At 62.5% G+C, this 15013-nt stretch carries 20 protein-coding genes and 1 tRNA gene; 9 read left to right on the top strand and 12 right to left on the bottom strand.

The window, feature by feature from the left end:
* Positions 1-54: 54 nt before the first annotated feature.
* Both E4S61_RS17775 and E4S61_RS17780 read left to right on the top strand, forming a co-directional pair.
* Positions 55-128: transfer RNA gene (locus E4S61_RS17775), tRNA-Phe, on the top strand.
* Between the two features lie 310 nt (positions 129-438).
* Complete coding sequence (locus tag E4S61_RS17780; RefSeq protein ID WP_135305288.1) at positions 439-750, top strand: hypothetical protein; 312 nt, start codon at positions 439-441, stop codon at positions 748-750.
* A 189-nt stretch (positions 751-939) separates the two neighbouring features.
* On the opposite strand, the gene E4S61_RS17785 is transcribed toward E4S61_RS17780, so the two are convergent.
* Positions 940-1188, bottom strand: coding sequence for a hypothetical protein (locus E4S61_RS17785; protein ID WP_135305289.1), 249 nt, complete (start codon positions 1186-1188; stop codon positions 940-942).
* Positions 1189-1830: 642 nt separating this feature from the next.
* On the opposite strand from E4S61_RS17785, the gene E4S61_RS17790 reads away from it, so the two are divergent.
* Entirely contained in the window at positions 1831-2109 is a 279-nt protein-coding gene (locus tag E4S61_RS17790; RefSeq protein WP_209309549.1) for a hypothetical protein, read from the top strand.
* A 109-nt stretch (positions 2110-2218) separates the two neighbouring features.
* Entirely contained in the window at positions 2219-2707 is a 489-nt protein-coding gene (gene gvpH / locus E4S61_RS17795) for a gas vesicle protein GvpH (protein WP_135305290.1), read from the top strand.
* Between the two features lie 21 nt (positions 2708-2728).
* On the opposite strand, the gene E4S61_RS17800 is transcribed toward gvpH, so the two are convergent.
* From E4S61_RS17800 to E4S61_RS17820, 5 genes are all read right to left on the bottom strand, one after another.
* Positions 2729-4033 (bottom strand): DUF4397 domain-containing protein, encoded by a 1305-nt coding sequence (locus E4S61_RS17800; RefSeq protein ID WP_167768556.1) that lies wholly within the window; start codon positions 4031-4033, stop codon positions 2729-2731.
* Between the two features lie 509 nt (positions 4034-4542).
* Positions 4543-5433: a hypothetical protein gene (locus E4S61_RS17805; protein ID WP_135305292.1), complete on the bottom strand. Its 891-nt coding sequence runs from the start codon at positions 5431-5433 to the stop codon at positions 4543-4545.
* A 40-nt stretch (positions 5434-5473) separates the two neighbouring features.
* The gene (locus E4S61_RS17810) at positions 5474-6178 is read right to left on the bottom strand and encodes a hypothetical protein (RefSeq protein WP_135305293.1); all 705 of its coding nucleotides are present in this window, start codon (positions 6176-6178) and stop codon (positions 5474-5476) included.
* A gap of 28 nt (positions 6179-6206) precedes the next feature.
* Positions 6207-6536, bottom strand: a complete 330-nt coding sequence (locus tag E4S61_RS17815) for a hypothetical protein (protein WP_135305294.1) — start codon at positions 6534-6536, stop codon at positions 6207-6209.
* Positions 6533-7183 (bottom strand): hypothetical protein, encoded by a 651-nt coding sequence (locus E4S61_RS17820; RefSeq protein WP_135305295.1) that lies wholly within the window; start codon positions 7181-7183, stop codon positions 6533-6535. Before E4S61_RS17820 ends, E4S61_RS17815 begins: the two co-directional genes overlap by 4 nt.
* A 173-nt stretch (positions 7184-7356) precedes the next feature.
* On the opposite strand from E4S61_RS17820, the gene E4S61_RS17825 reads away from it, so the two are divergent.
* On the top strand, positions 7357-7920 hold the full coding sequence (locus tag E4S61_RS17825) for a type 1 glutamine amidotransferase domain-containing protein (RefSeq protein WP_135305296.1): 564 nt from the start codon (positions 7357-7359) through the stop codon (positions 7918-7920).
* A 12-nt stretch (positions 7921-7932) separates the two neighbouring features.
* On the opposite strand, the gene E4S61_RS17830 is transcribed toward E4S61_RS17825, so the two are convergent.
* Together E4S61_RS17830 and E4S61_RS17835 are read right to left on the bottom strand one after the other, a co-directional pair.
* Entirely contained in the window at positions 7933-8598 is a 666-nt protein-coding gene (locus tag E4S61_RS17830; protein WP_135305297.1) for a class I SAM-dependent methyltransferase, read from the bottom strand.
* A 171-nt stretch (positions 8599-8769) separates the two neighbouring features.
* Positions 8770-9123 (bottom strand): hypothetical protein, encoded by a 354-nt coding sequence (locus tag E4S61_RS17835; RefSeq protein WP_135305298.1) that lies wholly within the window; start codon positions 9121-9123, stop codon positions 8770-8772.
* Between the two features lie 126 nt (positions 9124-9249).
* On the opposite strand from E4S61_RS17835, the gene E4S61_RS17840 reads away from it, so the two are divergent.
* Positions 9250-10272, top strand: coding sequence for an NADP-dependent oxidoreductase (locus E4S61_RS17840; protein ID WP_135305299.1), 1023 nt, complete (start codon positions 9250-9252; stop codon positions 10270-10272).
* Here E4S61_RS17840 and E4S61_RS17845 read toward each other — a convergent pair.
* Positions 10266-10754: a hypothetical protein gene (locus E4S61_RS17845; RefSeq protein ID WP_135305300.1), complete on the bottom strand. Its 489-nt coding sequence runs from the start codon at positions 10752-10754 to the stop codon at positions 10266-10268. The two genes, E4S61_RS17840 and E4S61_RS17845, sit on opposite strands and share 7 nt — an antisense overlap.
* A 135-nt stretch (positions 10755-10889) precedes the next feature.
* Here E4S61_RS17845 and E4S61_RS17850 point away from each other — a divergent pair, with 135 nt between their 5' ends.
* Both E4S61_RS17850 and E4S61_RS17855 read left to right on the top strand, forming a co-directional pair.
* The gene (locus E4S61_RS17850; RefSeq protein WP_135305301.1) at positions 10890-11084 is read left to right on the top strand and encodes a cold-shock protein; all 195 of its coding nucleotides are present in this window, start codon (positions 10890-10892) and stop codon (positions 11082-11084) included.
* Between the two features lie 2 nt (positions 11085-11086).
* Positions 11087-11281 carry a cold-shock protein gene (locus tag E4S61_RS17855; RefSeq protein ID WP_135305302.1) on the top strand — a complete coding sequence of 65 codons (195 nt, stop codon included), beginning with the start codon at positions 11087-11089 and terminating at the stop codon, positions 11279-11281.
* A gap of 87 nt (positions 11282-11368) precedes the next feature.
* Here E4S61_RS17855 and E4S61_RS17860 read toward each other — a convergent pair whose 3' ends face one another.
* On the bottom strand, positions 11369-12112 hold the full coding sequence (locus E4S61_RS17860) for a DUF429 domain-containing protein (protein WP_135305303.1): 744 nt from the start codon (positions 12110-12112) through the stop codon (positions 11369-11371).
* A 118-nt stretch (positions 12113-12230) separates the two neighbouring features.
* Here E4S61_RS17860 and E4S61_RS17865 point away from each other — a divergent pair, with 118 nt between their 5' ends.
* Entirely contained in the window at positions 12231-12938 is a 708-nt protein-coding gene (locus E4S61_RS17865; protein WP_135305304.1) for a nucleotidyltransferase family protein, read from the top strand.
* Between the two features lie 37 nt (positions 12939-12975).
* On the opposite strand, the gene E4S61_RS17870 is transcribed toward E4S61_RS17865, so the two are convergent.
* Entirely contained in the window at positions 12976-14046 is a 1071-nt protein-coding gene (locus E4S61_RS17870; protein ID WP_135305305.1) for a sugar ABC transporter permease, read from the bottom strand.
* A complete protein-coding gene (locus tag E4S61_RS17875; protein WP_135305306.1) occupies positions 14046-15008 on the bottom strand; it encodes a carbohydrate ABC transporter permease in 963 nt (320 codons plus the stop codon). The genes E4S61_RS17870 and E4S61_RS17875 overlap by 1 nt, the downstream gene beginning before the upstream one ends.
* Between the last annotated feature and the right edge of the window lie 5 nt (positions 15009-15013).

Raw genomic sequence — 15013 nt, forward strand, 5'->3', positions numbered from 1 at the left:
ACGAGCGGACTTTCGAAATCCTTTTTTCTACCCTCGTCCTCGCTTGGAGTGCGCGCCGCCTTAGCTCAGACTGGGAGAGCACTCGACTGAAGATCGAGCTGTCCCCGGTTCAAATCCGGGAGGCGGCATCCCGATTCGACACGATTTCTATTCGAATAGTCTCACACCCGACTGACGGTTGCGCTGTCCCCGTTCCCGCGAGCGGATCGAGTCTCCCGGGAGTTCACAATATAGGGGCGACATATTCTCGCGGTTCGTTTCGTATTGGCCGTATACCCTCGAATTTCGGCGCTCGCATCCCCTCTCCTTCGCGGCACTACTGTTTGTCCCCGTATTAAACAACTCGTAGCTACGCGCATATTACTCGCTCACAACGCGGCTCTCTACTCGGGGGGTTCGAGCAACACGCTCATGGGAATAACGTCCCACTATTCTATCATGACCTGTCCTCTCTGCGGTGGGGAAGTGGAAGGAAATACGGACAGCTACGTTACCCTCGTGTGCGACGGCTGTGACCGGTCGGCGGTAGGCGAGGACGGCGAACCCGCGAAGTACGGTTTTGAGTATCTCGATCGCGAACCCGATACTGACGGTGGAATACAGATGGAACCGGACACCGGGACGAATCCCGTGTTCATCGACGGCGAGAAGTGCTGGCGAAGGTATCGATTCGGGGGGCGGATCACTATGAAGGACAACCACGACTGTGATAGCCTCGAAGAGTTCTACGAGGCCCACGGGATGATGTAGCAATATGGGGCGGTAGACGTCTGCTGGCGACGACGTGAACGAGTGTCGTGAGTGAGCCGTCGGCAAAAGAGGTGGTCGTGGCAAGACGGACGCAGGGGCGCTGAAACCGGAGCAAATCACGCCGTACCGACGATTGGACGGAGAGGTATCGCACGCCGAAAAATAAACTGGTCGGGTCGGACTAGCCGCTTATTTCGAGCTGCGCAGTCGAACTTCGTCGTCGTTGATGCTGTCGACGTGCTCGTTACGGACCTCGTTCGAATCGTCGTCGCCCCAGCCGAGCATGTCCTTGATCTTGTCTGTGAGGCCGTCGTCGTCGTCGTGGTCGCGGTCGACCGTCGCTCGGTCGTTGTCGACGTTTCGAACGGTACCGATGCGGTTGCCGTCTGCGGTGACGACATCCTTATCGCGGTCGTCGTCAGTGAAGTTTCGTGCCATCGCACTTAGCATACGTGGGGCACAGAGGGACCGTTACTGCTTGTTCCTGCGTGGTCGTTATACCTGTGTGGTGAGTGAGACAGCAGCACGACCGGATGCTAAACGTGTGCCTCTGGACGGTTCGTCTGTTCGGAATGGGCGGGTTTCCGTCCGAGGGCTGGATCCCGATTCCGGTGGGGACGACGAGAGGTCGCGTTCGATATCGCTTCGAACGACTGTCCCGCCCGCAGTAAACCGAGCCCTCGGTCGCGCCCGCTTTCGCGTGTGGAGTGTGGGACCAGGATGGCATGGAAAGCGCCCGAGCGACACGGGAGTGAAACGACCCCGTGGTCACGAGACCAGTGGTGCTTTCGGGTGCGTGCCGTGGACTAAAGACGCTCCGTCCCTCCTGACCCCGTTAGGAACGAACACGACTTCTCCGACGGAGCAGACGGCTACGAACGGCGGGTAGTGGGCTCGCGCGGCAATCGACGGCGGCGGTAGCCACTCGTCGTGATTCCGCAGAGACGGGATTCGTCGTCGGTGGTTAGCCGCGATGCGAGCGGAGCGAACCGCCGTCGGTGGCGGATTCTCGATACGCGATAATCGTCTGCAGGTACAGGCAGCGGACGGATTCGGCGGCCGCCCGTTGTTTTAGTCGCAATGGGAATCCAATCAGAGAGCGACTCCGAGACGACAGAAGAGGACACGATGAGTACGGTCGACGACGTCGCTGAGTCGACGCCACTGTCGATGGGTGACCCGGTGGCCACGCTTGCGGCGGGGTCGATCCTCTACTCGTGGTACAAGTTCTACGTTGAAGGGAACAAGGAGGGCGGCATCTTCGTTGGCCTCTGGGCACCGACGCTGCTCGCGGGGGCCAGCTATCTCCAACAGAAGGACGTCATCCAGTCGATCAAGCGCGGCGTCGCCTCGTTCTGAGGCGACGAGTCGCGGCGGCGGACCGTTGCCCGGTCTCGAACGAGGTAGTGCATTCCGGGCGATACCTTTTGCCGCTCCTCGCGCTACGTGAGCATAGTCAGCATTGACCATGACTTCTGGTGACAACAGTGGTTCAGACGATTGGGACGGCGATAGTACCGACACGGATGGCAAAGGTATTCACATCGAGTTCGGCATCTCGTTGAGCGACCTCGTCGACGGCATTCTCGATGGAGACCACACGAGTGACGACCGAGGAAGCCTCGGACACCGCCCCGAGCGGTCCGGAACCGAGCAGTCCTCGCCAGATTCGGATGAGATCGACAGACAGGAACTCGACGAGTCTGCGGTCGATAGCCACGTCAGGACGTACCGCGATGGCGACCAGTTGACCGTTGTCGCCGACCTGCCGGACACTGACTTCGACGACGTCTCGGCCGCGGTCGGTGAACGCACGAACGACCTCGTGGTTCTCGTCGACGAGGCCGTCGTCGACCGAGTATCGCTCCCGTGGGAGGTGTTCGAAGTGGATGCAGCGACGTTCAACAACGGCGTGTTGGAGATTCGGGTCCACGCGGTCGGCGACTCCGTCTCGTGAAGCCGGGATTCGGATAGGGGTTTACAGCTCGCCCGTGCCGCCATCGGAACGCTCACCCTCTTGCGCATCTTGGACGACAACGAGTTCGAACTCCTCTCCAGAGGGATCTCTGGTCGAAACACCGTCTTCTGTTCCGGTGCCGCCGGGAGTCCTTTCGGTCGCCGTTTCCGCGGGCGTGCCGTCTGTTTCGGTGCCCGTCTGTGCCTCCGCTGCTGCGGCTGTGTCCGGGTCGAAATAGCCGAGCGCGAAACCGCTGTAGACCGCTCCGCCGTCGACGGAAACCGTCGCCTGACGCGCGTTCTCACCGACAGCACCGGTACCGCCGTCGGTCTGCCCCCCTTCTGTGGTCGTGCCTGTATCGGTTTCCGTACCGCCCGACTCGCCCGGAGTCGCGGTCCCCCCGTCCGTGCCGCCCTGTTCCGTCGACGTTGCTTCCGACGATACGGAGACGGTCACGCTGTCTACGTCTGGAACAGCGTGGAAGACTCGCACCCGGGCGGTTTCTTCGCCGGGCGCGCTGAGGTCGTCTTCGAGAAGCGAGACCTGAAAGCCGCGGTTGGATTGGTCGCCCTCGCTCGGCGTGCTCTCTTCGCCGAAGCCGTCCTCGGTTTCGGTACCGGTCTGTTCGCCGACCGTCCCTCCGTCGGTCAGCCCCGCCTCACTACTCTCTTCGATGACGAGCGAGTACTCGCCCGCTCCGACCTCGAAGGTGTCGTGTTCGCCGAACGACAGTCCCTCGACGAGCGTCTCGCCGCTGGCGGCAGCCGAACTACCGGACTGATCGCCTGCGCCCTCGTCGGTGGGGGCCTCTTCGAGTCCGCTCGCCGTCTCAGTCTCAGTCGTTGTTTCGCCGATACCACCGTCAGTTTCGGTGCCGGTACCGCCGTCGCTTTCGGTAGTGGTGGGGCCCCGAGCCACCTCGCCGAAACCGACGGCAGTGTATGTCGTCCCCGATTCGAGGGTTACCTCCTGGTCGAAGAGAACGGTCCCCTCGCCCTCGCTGTCACCGAACAAGTCGTCGAGTACTCCCCCGAGGAAGCCCTGTTCCGTCGCCACGACCTGTAGTTGGTACGTCCCGGGGTCGACCTCGTTGTAACTGCTGACGTTCCGAAAGCTTACCCCGTCTATCGCTGTCTCGCCGTCCAGACGGACCTCGATGCTCGGTGCGTCGGGCGACGCGTGGGCGACCCGCAATGCAGCGCTGTTCTCTTGTGTCGTCTCGGTCTGTTGCTGTGCCGTGACGACCGAACTTCCGACGACGCCCGCTACGCCGAAGGCTCCCGCTCCCTGTACGACACGCCGCCGAGTGACGTTGTGGTCGGTCATGCGAACACGCATCGACGCGCGACCGACTTTGTAAGTCAGACACGACTCGGAGACAAGCGAGCGCTTCGCCCAACTACGGGCTGCTTTATTCGGCCTATTTGTGCCGTATACAGCGTAAGCGAGGTGTACCTCGATAATATCTGATTACCAGAGACGGTAAGTTCGGGTCCCTACAGCTGTTTTCGGTAAGGTGCTCCACGCGTAGCGCTGACGCCCGAACACACATTCTTCGGTCCTATCCAGATGGCATGCGTCGCTGATTCGCGTGGCGAGACCGCCACGTTACCTCGGACGCTGGAGTACCGGTAGTGCCCGCTACAACAAGGACCGCAGCAGGCGCAGTGGGAACGTGATGATAGCGATTAGTAGGCTGATGATCTGCTGGAGTATTGCGCGAATGCTACCGAGCATGTCCCATGCTATCTTTCGCCATTGGAATAACTTCTCGGCACGCATATGCCGGCAGCGGTGGAGAAATGGCCCTATGGCGTTGAGAGCGGGTTTTTCACTCACTCATCCTCGTCGTCGTTGGGCGGTGGCTGAAGTGTCGAGAGCCGTCGCGGCTGGCGCATGTCCGATCGGTTCGACGAGGGCATCGAGGAGAAAGTGTTCCGTCGGTGACCGGGATCGGCCACGGTGTCTGTGGCGTCGCTTTCGGCCGTCGACGTCTCATCTGTAGTTTCGTTTTCGGCCGTCGACGCGTCGTCGGCCTCGTCGGCCTCGGCCTTCGTTAGCTGCTCGCGCAGCGACGACTGCGCCGCTTCTATCTCCTCGCGGAAGTCCTCGAGCGATGAGGTGAGCTCTACGTCGAGTTCCTCACCGAATTGCGCCATCGGGTCCATCGACTCGTCGCTGTCCGCGTCCGGACTGTCGCCCGGTTCGTTCGAACTCTCCGTCTCAGACTCGCTTTCTGTCTCTGACTCTCCGTCTGTTCCGGACCGGTCCTCGTCTTCGTCCGCTTCGTCGGCGTCTTCGGCCGCTTCGCTCTCCGTCTCTGACTCGCCCTCACTTTCGGCCGTTTCGGCCGTGGTCGTCGCGTCCGCCTGCGCAGTCAGTTCTCGAAGCTCTTCGAGCGGCTCCGCTGCCGCGTCGTCTTCCGTCTCGGATAGTTCCGAGAGCAAGAAGAGCGTCCGTAACTCAGCAACCGACTCGGAGTCGCTCTGTGAGAGCGCTTTCGGTATCGTCTCTGGACCGCTGTCTTCGGGCAGATCCGTACCCGTCGCTTCCAACAGTGCTTCGGTGTCGGCGCCCTCGATCAGGTCGTCGGCCTCGGCGGCCACGTCCCGGAGCGACGACGACGGCTTCTCGTCAGACGCTTCGTCGCCGAGTTCCTCGCGCGCCGCTCGAAGCAGTTGCTCGACCCGGTCTTCTGTCGGTTTTTCGTCCGTGTCCTCTGTCATTGCTTGTCCATCCGTTCGATTTCTCGCCGCGGTCGCGTTCTCACTCGTCCGATTCGTCAGTCGAGTCCGCCGCGTCGCCAGCGTCCTCCTCGTCGGCCGTGAACTCCTCGACGATGCGCTCTCGCATCGTCTCCGTGTCGAGATTCGCTTTCACGCCGACCTTCTTCGCGATGGACTGCAGCTCGTCGTAGGACATCAGATCGAGGATTTCACGGAGCGTCTCCTCGCGGAGGTTGTCGAGTTCCTCGGGTGAGGTGACGCCTGCCCCGTCTTCGCCGTCCGACTCTGATTCGCCTTCCTCGGCTTCGTCGGCCGCTTCTGCTTCGTCAGCTTCTGCCTCGGCTTCGTCGGTCGAACCGTCGTCTGCGCTCGATTCCTCCTCCTCACCCGCCGCTTCCTCGCCGGCCTGTTCGGGGAGCGAGCGGGCCGTCTCCTGAATCTCTGCCAGCGCCGAATCGGCGTCGGCGTCCGTGAGCAGTTCGGAGAACACCGCGACGAGGAACTCGCGAACCTCGCCGAGAACGTCGTCGGACGAGGATTCCTCTCGTAGTTCGGCGGCGACGAGTTCGCCGACTGACCGACCGAGAACAGCTCCGATCTCGCGGCCGATGCGGGCGCCGACCGCGCGGCCCGTCGACGTTCCGTCCCCGTCCTCGGCTAATTCGTCTGGCACCCATTCGAGGGAGTTGGTTAGCACGTCTACCGATTCTGTGACAGCGTCGGCCACTCTAGACGTATCACTCATGGGTTACCGTCGCGGAGCGTTCGGTCGTTCATTCATCGTCCGAATCACTCTCGTTGTCACTCTCTTCAGCACTCTCCTCGTCCGTCTCGCCGTCTCCCTCCGTCTCCTCGTCTCCGGCTGTCTCGTCGTCTGACCCTTCGAGTAACTGTCCGATCAACATCGCGCCGAGGTAGCCACCGAGGAGTTCGCCGAGTTTGCGACCGGTCAGTTCGCCCAGCCTGCGGCCGACCGCTTCCGTTATCTCGCCGTCCTCCTGCTCGATTCCCTCCAGTTTCGTCCCCTCGAATAGCTCCTCGTAGTCGAGATTCGACAGTATCTCGCTCGTATCGACGGCCGACGCGAGTGAGTCGGAGCTCATGAGTCGTCGCTCTCCTCTGCCGACTCTTCACCGCTCGAGGAGTCCGAGCTGGACGTCTCGGTCAGTTGACTGACCAGTTCGGTTATGAACTGACTGACGAACTTCTCGATGGGGATGTCGTCCATCACGGACTGGGCCGACCCTTTGACGTACTCGCCGATGCCGCCGGAATCGGAGTCCTCGTCACCGCCGCCGCCGAGCAACCCGCCGCCGAGGCCGCCCAATAGGTCACCGAGGCCCGGACCGTCGAGTAGCCCCGAGACCGCCGAAAGCAGATTGCCGAGCAGGTTCCCGTCGCCCTTGCTCGCGGTCACGTCGAGTTCGACTTCGTCTAAGTCCACCTCTAACCCGAGGAGGTCGAGAAAGAGCCCCTCGAGGTCGAGGTAGAGGACACCCGTCTCGCCGTCGCTCTCCTCTGATCCCTGTTCGCTCTCTTCGTTTTCGCTTTCTTGACTTTCGCTCTCTTCGTTCTCCTGTTCTTCACTCTCTTGACTCTCACTCTCGGTTTCTTCCGTCTCGTCGGTCTCTGTCTCCGCTTCGTCGGCGCCGGAGTCGTCACTCGACTCTTCTTCGCTCTCGCCACCGTCAGTCATCAGGCGTCGCTTCGTCTCGGCGTCCGTGGACACGTCCTCGGTAGAGTCTGCCATGTACACGAAACACATTCGTAACACAGAAGTGGCAACTGCTTGCAAAAGCAGCCTGCCGTTTCTGGCTGGGGAGTCAGTGACAGCTTTGGTCGCTGAGAGGAACCGGTTGTTCTCGACTGGACTTGCAAGGGCTTGCCAGCCCCTTACCCGGACACCACCCCGACTCTCCTCCGATGAGCGAATCCGAGAGTCAACGACTCGATGGAGCACGGGTCGCGATCCTGGTCGCAGAGGGAACCGAGTCGGTCGAATTCACCGAACCGAAAACAGCCCTCGCCGACGCGGGGGCCGACGTCGACGTGATCGGGTCCGAAACGGGCAACGTACAGACCGTCGAGAACGACCTGCAGGAGGCAGAGACGGTCGAAGTAGAGCAAGCGATCGACGACGTTTCGGCGGACGAGTACGACGGCCTCGTCGTCCCCGGTGGCACCGTCGGCGCGGACACGCTCCGGTTCGACGACGAGATCGTCTCGTTCGTCACGGAACACGTAGAATCGGGAACGCCCGTCGGCGCGATCTGCCACGGTCCGTGGGTACTGGTCGAGGCGGACGTCGTCGACAGCCGGACGCTGACGTCCTATCCGAGTCTCCAGACCGACATCCGCAACGCCGGCGGCGAGTGGGTCGACGAGGAAGTCGTCACCGACGAGAATCTGATCACGAGTCGGAAACCCGACGACCTCGACGCGTTCTGCGAGGCCGTCGTCGAGGCGGTCGCGGAAGACGTCGCCTAATCGCGGTGTCGGCTACGCCGGTTTCTCGCCGACGACGAACGTCCACCACTTGACGAACTGCGTTCGCTGGTACGCCTCGTAGAGATGTTTCGAGAGGTCGGATTCGGCAATGCTCGCGACCATGAGCGGCGAGCCGAGCGTCCGTTTCGTCACCACGTCGAACTCCTGGGCCACGAGTTCGTAGACGTCCGCCTCTGAGAGGTGACCGTAGATATCGGTATCCTCTTCGAGGAGTCCCAGTCGGAAGGCGACTCCCTTCGTCAGTCGCCGGTACAGTCCTGGGGTTCCTTCCAGAAGAACGACTCTGCCGCCGGGTTTCAGGACGCGTGCGGCCTCGCTGAGGATCCGCTGGCGGTCTTCCGGCGGGACGTGGTGGAGAAACCGTCGGCCGATGACGGTCCCGAACGACGCGTCTTCGAACGGTAGCGAGCGTGCGTCACCGGCGACGGCCGGGTCGGGAACTGACTGAGCGTTCGAGAGCCATCCTTCCAGACCGACGTCCGCGTCCGGGTGCATGTGCTGGCCGAACGCGAGTTCGAGCGTTCGCCCCGTCGAGAGACTCTCCGAGATGAGCGCGTCGTGGCGCTCGTATATCCGCGCCAGCAGCGGATGGCGTCGAATCTCCCGGGGTTGTTCTACGATGGCACCGTCTTGGATGTCCCATGTGGCCTCTGACATACTCAGTCCTCGTGCTCGCGCTTCCGCAGTGCCGTATTTGTTTATAGAGCGGCTATGCGGCCGAAATCGTGCCCTTCGCCGACAGTTCGCTCCCTCGCTGTTATCCGCTTACTACGAGTTGGTAACCGGCTGGCGACGCGAACGACCGCGCTCGACTGCCTGCCGGGCATTCTAGCTCGAGCTATCGTCGTCGCTCTCGACATCGATGCGGAGCGGTTCCCCGTTGTCGTCGTCCTCACTCCCGCCTAGAAACTTAGAGCGAACGTCGTCGGCGAGGGACTGCACCTGATTGCGTAGCGTCTTGACCTCCTCTTCGAACTCGTCGACCGATCGCTCGACGTAGTGGACGCGGCGGGTGGGGATTCGGCGGACGACGTCCCAGTCTCCGTCTTCGTCCTCGCCCATTTTGACTATCCAGTGGTCCTGAAAGTACGCGAGGTGTTCGTTCTGGACCGTTCGCTCGACGGTCCCTTCGTCCGGCGTCTCGTAAACGATAGTTGCCTCGCCGAGGTCCTCATCTACCATGTCTCCGACGACGGGTTGCTGTGTGTTATGTACTGTGGCCGCCCACACGGCGAGCGAATAAACTTTAAACCGGTGTATATCTCTTCTTTCGATGCCCCCTTTCGGGTCTCCGGTGTATGGCTCGTGATGTCCGAGACTAACCGCGTCTATCGGCTGGCGAAGCGTCCCGAGGGAACGCCGGACCGCGACACCTTCGAACTGTCCGAGGAGTCGGTCCCCGACCCCGGGCCGGGCGAGGCGCTCGTCCGCACGCTGTATCTCTCCGTCGACCCGTACATGCGCGATCGGATGCGCGAGGGCGAGTCCTACGCCGAACCGTGGGATGTCGGCGACCCACTGCAGGGCGGCGTCGTCGGCGAAGTCGTCGAATCGAACGGCGCTGGCTTCGAGGCTGGCGACGTGGTGACCGGAAACCTCGAGTGGGCCGACTACGCCACCGCACCCGGCCCGGAACTGACGCCGGTCGACCCCGACGTCGCATCCGTCTCGACGGCGCTCGGTGTCCTCGGCATGCCGGGGCTGACCGCGTACTTCGGCACGCGCGAAGTCGCCCAACCGTCGGCCGGCGATACGTTCGTCGTCACCGGTGCGGCCGGTGCCGTCGGCTCCGTCGCCGGGCAACTGGCGAAGCTACAGGGAGCCCGCGTCGTCGGGTTCACCGGCTCCGAGGAGAAAGTCGAGTTCCTCGAAGACGAACTGGGCTTCGACATCGCGATCAACTACAAGGAGACGGACGATTACCGCACGGCTCTCTCGGAGGCCGCGCCCGACGGCGTCGACGCGTACTTCGACAACGTCGGCGGCGAGATAACCGACGCCGTCTTCACGCAGTTGAACGTCGACGCGCGCGTGGCCGTCTGTGGTCAGATTTCGCAGTATAACGACGAAGATATTCCGGTCGGGCCGCGCAAGCTCACACAGCTCATCCAGTCGCGGGCCACCGTCCGCGGGTTCCTCGTCGGCGACTTCGAGTCGCGCTTCGAGCAGGCGACCAAGCAGTTGGGGCAGTGGGTCGCGACCGGCGACATCGAGTACCGCGAGACGGTCACCGAGGGCCTCGAGAACGCCCCGAACGCCTTCCTCGGCCTGTTCGAGGGCGAGAACATCGGCAAGCAACTCGTGCAGGTCGGCGAACGCGAGGGTCAGTAGTCACGGACGGCAGCGACGATGCCGGCGGTTTGGCCGACGTTCGTCAGCGTCAGTCCGGCGAGTACCAGCGCCGAAACAGGGAGCGCAACACCCGCGAGGTAGACGACCACACCTGCGGCGCTCGCCGCCGCCCCACCGGTATAGGCCCACGGAGTGCGGTCGACGTGTCGACCAGTGTAGGCGAGACCGACCGCTGGGACGACAGTGGCGGTCAACAGCGGTTCGATGTCGCCGAGCAGTCCGGCGACACCCGCTAGCGTGATGGGAAGGCCGACGACCAGCACACGTCGCCACACCAGCAGAACACCGTCGGTCATCTCCCGCCACGAGAGGACGGTGAACGCGGCGATTATCGTCGCCATGACCGCGTGCGCGATGAGTACTGTCCGAGCGGCCAGCAGGCCGAGGTGGGCAGCAGTGGCGAACGTCCACGCCAGCGGGACGAGGACGACCGGGCCGTTCTCTCTGAGTCGACGGAGCATGTTCCACAGTCGGAAGCGACCGACAAGAACGGCCCGAATGCGGTAACTCGCTGCTACTGCCTCTCTACCGTCGTTCTGTGGTCTGATGGTCGTACCGGAACTGTTATCCGTGGTCCCGGCATCTTTGGAGATGCAATGGCGAAAGGAACGGTTGATTTCTTCAACGACACTGGCGGTTACGGTTTCATCGACACTGAGGACGCGGACGAGGACGTTTTCTTCCACATGGAAGACGTCGGCGGTCCTGACCTCGAAGAGGGGCAGGAAGTCGAGTTCGACATCGAGCAGGCGGACAAGGGTCCGCGCGCAACCAACGTTACACGGCTCTAACAATGGCGAAAGGCAAAGTCGACTTCTTCAACGACACTGGCGGGTACGGTTTCATCGAAACAGAGGATGCGGACGAGGACGTGTTCTTCCACATGGAAGACGTCGGCGGTCCTGACCTCGAAGAGGGGCAGGAAGTCGAGTTCGACATCGAGCAAGCGGACAAGGGTCCGCGCGCGACGAACCTCGAACGGCTGTAAGACGGACTTCTTGTCTACAGTCTCGCAATTATTCTCACCGACGAGCGACTGCTGTCGCCTGGCGTGTAACCGTCGTCCACCGCGTGCTCACTCGGTCGAGAGCGGCGTCTCTGCCCGATAGACGAGTTCCATCGGGAGTCCCGCCGCATCCGTCGGCGGCTCGGACGGGAGCGTCCGTAGGTCGCCGTCGGCGGGCCGCGCGGTGTACGCGAGCGCCACGGTGTCTAAGACGTCGGCGACGGTTACGTCGTGGCCGTCGGTCGCCTCGGCTACTCGTTGGACCAGTGGTGCCGCGTCGCGGTCGTAGTTGACGAGCGTCCGCATCCGCTCCGCGTAGCCGCCGGCTGTCTCGCGGGGGTATTCCAGCGGTTCTCCCGCGAACGCGCGAAAGCAAAGCTCCGGGTGGGACTCGCGAACGACGGCGGCGGCTTCGGGGACTTCCCGAAGGAGTTCGTCACACATGGCGATTCCCTCGCGGCGGGCGAACGCCGCCTCCGAGAGTTCCTGCCCGCTCTTTCGCTCGTGAACCCGATTCGCCGTGGAGTAACGCCGTTTTCGGGTCGCCTCCCGCACGGGCGGGTCGAATACGGCCACGCTTCGGGGGCCGAGCACCGTTCGGGCGAGTTCGTCACAGCGACGAACCGGATCGCCAGACTCGACGAGCCCGATGGGGATGTCAACCAATATCCGCGCGGCGGTCTCCTCGTATCCCGACCAGCAGTCGCCGATGCTGTCGCAACGCTTGGTGTGGTCGTACCCGTCCGGTCCGAACGCTACCGCGAGACACGGCCCGTCACCGCAAACGACACCCACGTACAGGTCTCCGGCCATCACTCAAACTCGGTGACGGGGGCGCAAAAGTCTGACCCGCGTTTACTATCCGACTCGTCTTCCGGCTATCTCTCGCATCGCCACCAATCATTTCTCCGTGTCGGTCGACGGGACAGACATGGACGGCGTCGTATTGGCCGCCGGGAAGGGGTCTCGGATGCAACCGCTCACTGAACAGCGGCCGAAGGGGCTGGTCGAAGTTGCCGGGCGTCCGCTACTCTCGTATGCTTTCGACGCGCTGCTGTCGGTCGGGTGTGACCGACTGGTCGTCGTGGTCGGCTACCGGGGCGACGATATCGTCGCCCACTACGGCGAGTCGTATCGGGAGACGCCGCTCGGCTACGTCGAACAGCCCGATCGACTCGGAACGGCCCACGCCCTTCGGCAGGCGTTCCCAGTCGAAGAATCTCCCGTGGTCGTGATGAACGGCGACAACGTCTGCCGTGCCAATCTAGATGCCGCCGTCCGGCGACACCGCGAGACGGACGCCGCCGCGACGCTACTGGTCGAACCCGTCGCGCGCGAGCAGGCCCGGACGACCGGCGTCGTCGAGACGGACGCCGACGGCCGGGTTACTGGCCTCGTCGAGAAACCCGATGACCCGCCGTCGTCGCTCGCCACGCGCGGATTCTACGTCTTCGACGCCGAAATCGATCCGGCGGTTCGACTCGTCACGCCGTCGGCCCGCGGCGAGTACGAACTCGCCGACGCCATCGACCTCCTCGTCCACGCGGGCCACCGCGTCGAGGCGGTCGAACTCGACGGCTGGTGTCACAACGTGAACGAACCCGCCGACCGCGAGCGCGTCGCCGACCGACTGCGGTAGCTATCGAGCAGAGAAAACGGGAGAATACGCGGTCGAATTACCCTTCCATCCCGCTAAAGGATAGGCCGCCCTCGATGTACCGCTGTGCGAAGAGGTACACCAGCATGATGGGCAGCGCGAAGGTGAGCGCGAACGCGGAGAAGCGCGCCCACGGGATGGAGTACTCGTCGACCAACGAGTACAGACCGACCGGGAGCGTGTAGTTCTCGGTGCCCAACAGCGTCTGGGCGACGACGAACTCGGTCCACCCGGTCAGGAAGATGAAGATGAAGATGGTCGCCAGACCGGCGGCGGACATCGGGAGAATGACCTCCGTGACGACCCGCCACGGCGGCGCGCCGTCGACGACGGCGGCCTCCTCGTAGGAGACCGGGATGCCGTCCATGTACGTCTTCAATAGCCACGTGTTGAACGGCACGGCCGTCGCAGCGTAGTACACCGCAAGCGCTAGCTTGCTGTCGTTGAGCCCGAACTGGACGTAGATAGCGTACATCCCGATCAGCAGGGCGACGCCGAGGCCGCCTCCAACCTGCGTCAACAGGACGTAGAGGAACAGTACCTTCCGACGAAAGAGGAACTCACGGCGCGACAGTGCATACGACGCCGGAATAATCAGTGCCATCGCGATGAGTACCGTCGGGATAGCGACAGTGACGCTGTTCCAGAGGTACGTCTTGAAGCTCGAGGGACGCTCGACACCGTAGGCCGAGGCGTCCAGTAGCATGACTTCGGGCGTGACTAGCGAGAGGTTGCTCAGCGGAATCGAGACGACCAGACTGGGTATCCCGATATCACCGAGTACCCAGATAAATGGCTGCAACGTCGGGTTTTCCGGGAAGAGACTGAAGTCGTTCGAGGTGTATAACGAGGCACCGCTGCCAGATAGCGCCGCCGTCAGGATCCAGTAGATGGGAAAGAGCAACAATAACACGACGACGAGTGCTACGATGGTCCCACCGATGATCTTCAGCACTTCGCTGGCTGGCAACTCCCCGTTCTGCACGCTCCGAGCGGTGTGTCGCCAATCACGAAGCGTTCGGGCAGGTGCGGTCGCGACGTTCTTTGCGTCTTCTGCGAGCTTTCGTGTGATACTACTCAGTAGATCCATCAGTCGTTCACCCCGTCGGCGAGTCGTCCTTTCTTGACGTTCAGCCACATGAACGCGCCGATGAACACCAGCGCGATGATGCTAATGGTCGCCCCACGGCCGTACTTCTGGAAGCTCAGCGCTTCCCGGTAGCCGTAGACGATGATGAGCTCGTTGGCTCTGGCCGGGCCGCCCTGGTTGAACACGTACGGGATCAGGAACTGCTGGAACGACGCTGCCGAGGTGAGAATCGTCGCGAACAGCACCGGCCGCTTGATCGACGGTAAGGTGACGTGGAAGAACCGCGAGAAGAAGCCGGCTCCGTCGACGACGGCGGCCTCGTGTAGCTCCTCCGAGACGTCCTGTAGGGCGCTGACGGTGATGATGACCATGAACGGGTACGCGAGCCACATTTCGGTGACGTTGTAAGCGATAAAGGCCGTCCAGCGGCCCGAAAGCCAACCGACGCTCTGGAAGCCTAGCCCCGTTAATAGCTGGTTCATCAGTCCGAAATCAGCCGAGCTGAAGATTCCGCGCCACACCGTGATGGTGAAGATGGCTGGCAGTCCCATCGGGAGGATGATGAACGAACGCATCAGCCGCTTGCCGCGGACGTAGTCGCTTGTCACGACTAGTGCGACCGACACCGACAGGAATATCTTCAGGATGACGCTCGTCGCTACGAACAGCCACGTCACGCCGAAGGAGTTCCAGAACTGTCCGTCGGTCAGGACGCTCACGTAGTTCTCGATACCAACGAACGACGCCTCGCCGAAGGTTAACACCGCGATGATGCCCTCACCGGCAAAGAGATTTGCCGGTTCGGCGTTGGTAAAGGAGATACCGATCAGGTAGACGACCGGAAACAGCATGAACGTCGAGAAGACGAACAGTCCGGGCAACACCAACAGCAGCGAAGCGTCGTCACTATCGAGGAACGGAATCTTTTCGACGCGGTCTGCAACGCGTGTTGCCGTACTCATTATGC

The organism is Haloarcula amylovorans (assembly GCF_004681185.1).
Classification (GTDB): Archaea; Halobacteriota; Halobacteria; order Halobacteriales; family Haloarculaceae; genus Haloarcula; species Haloarcula amylovorans.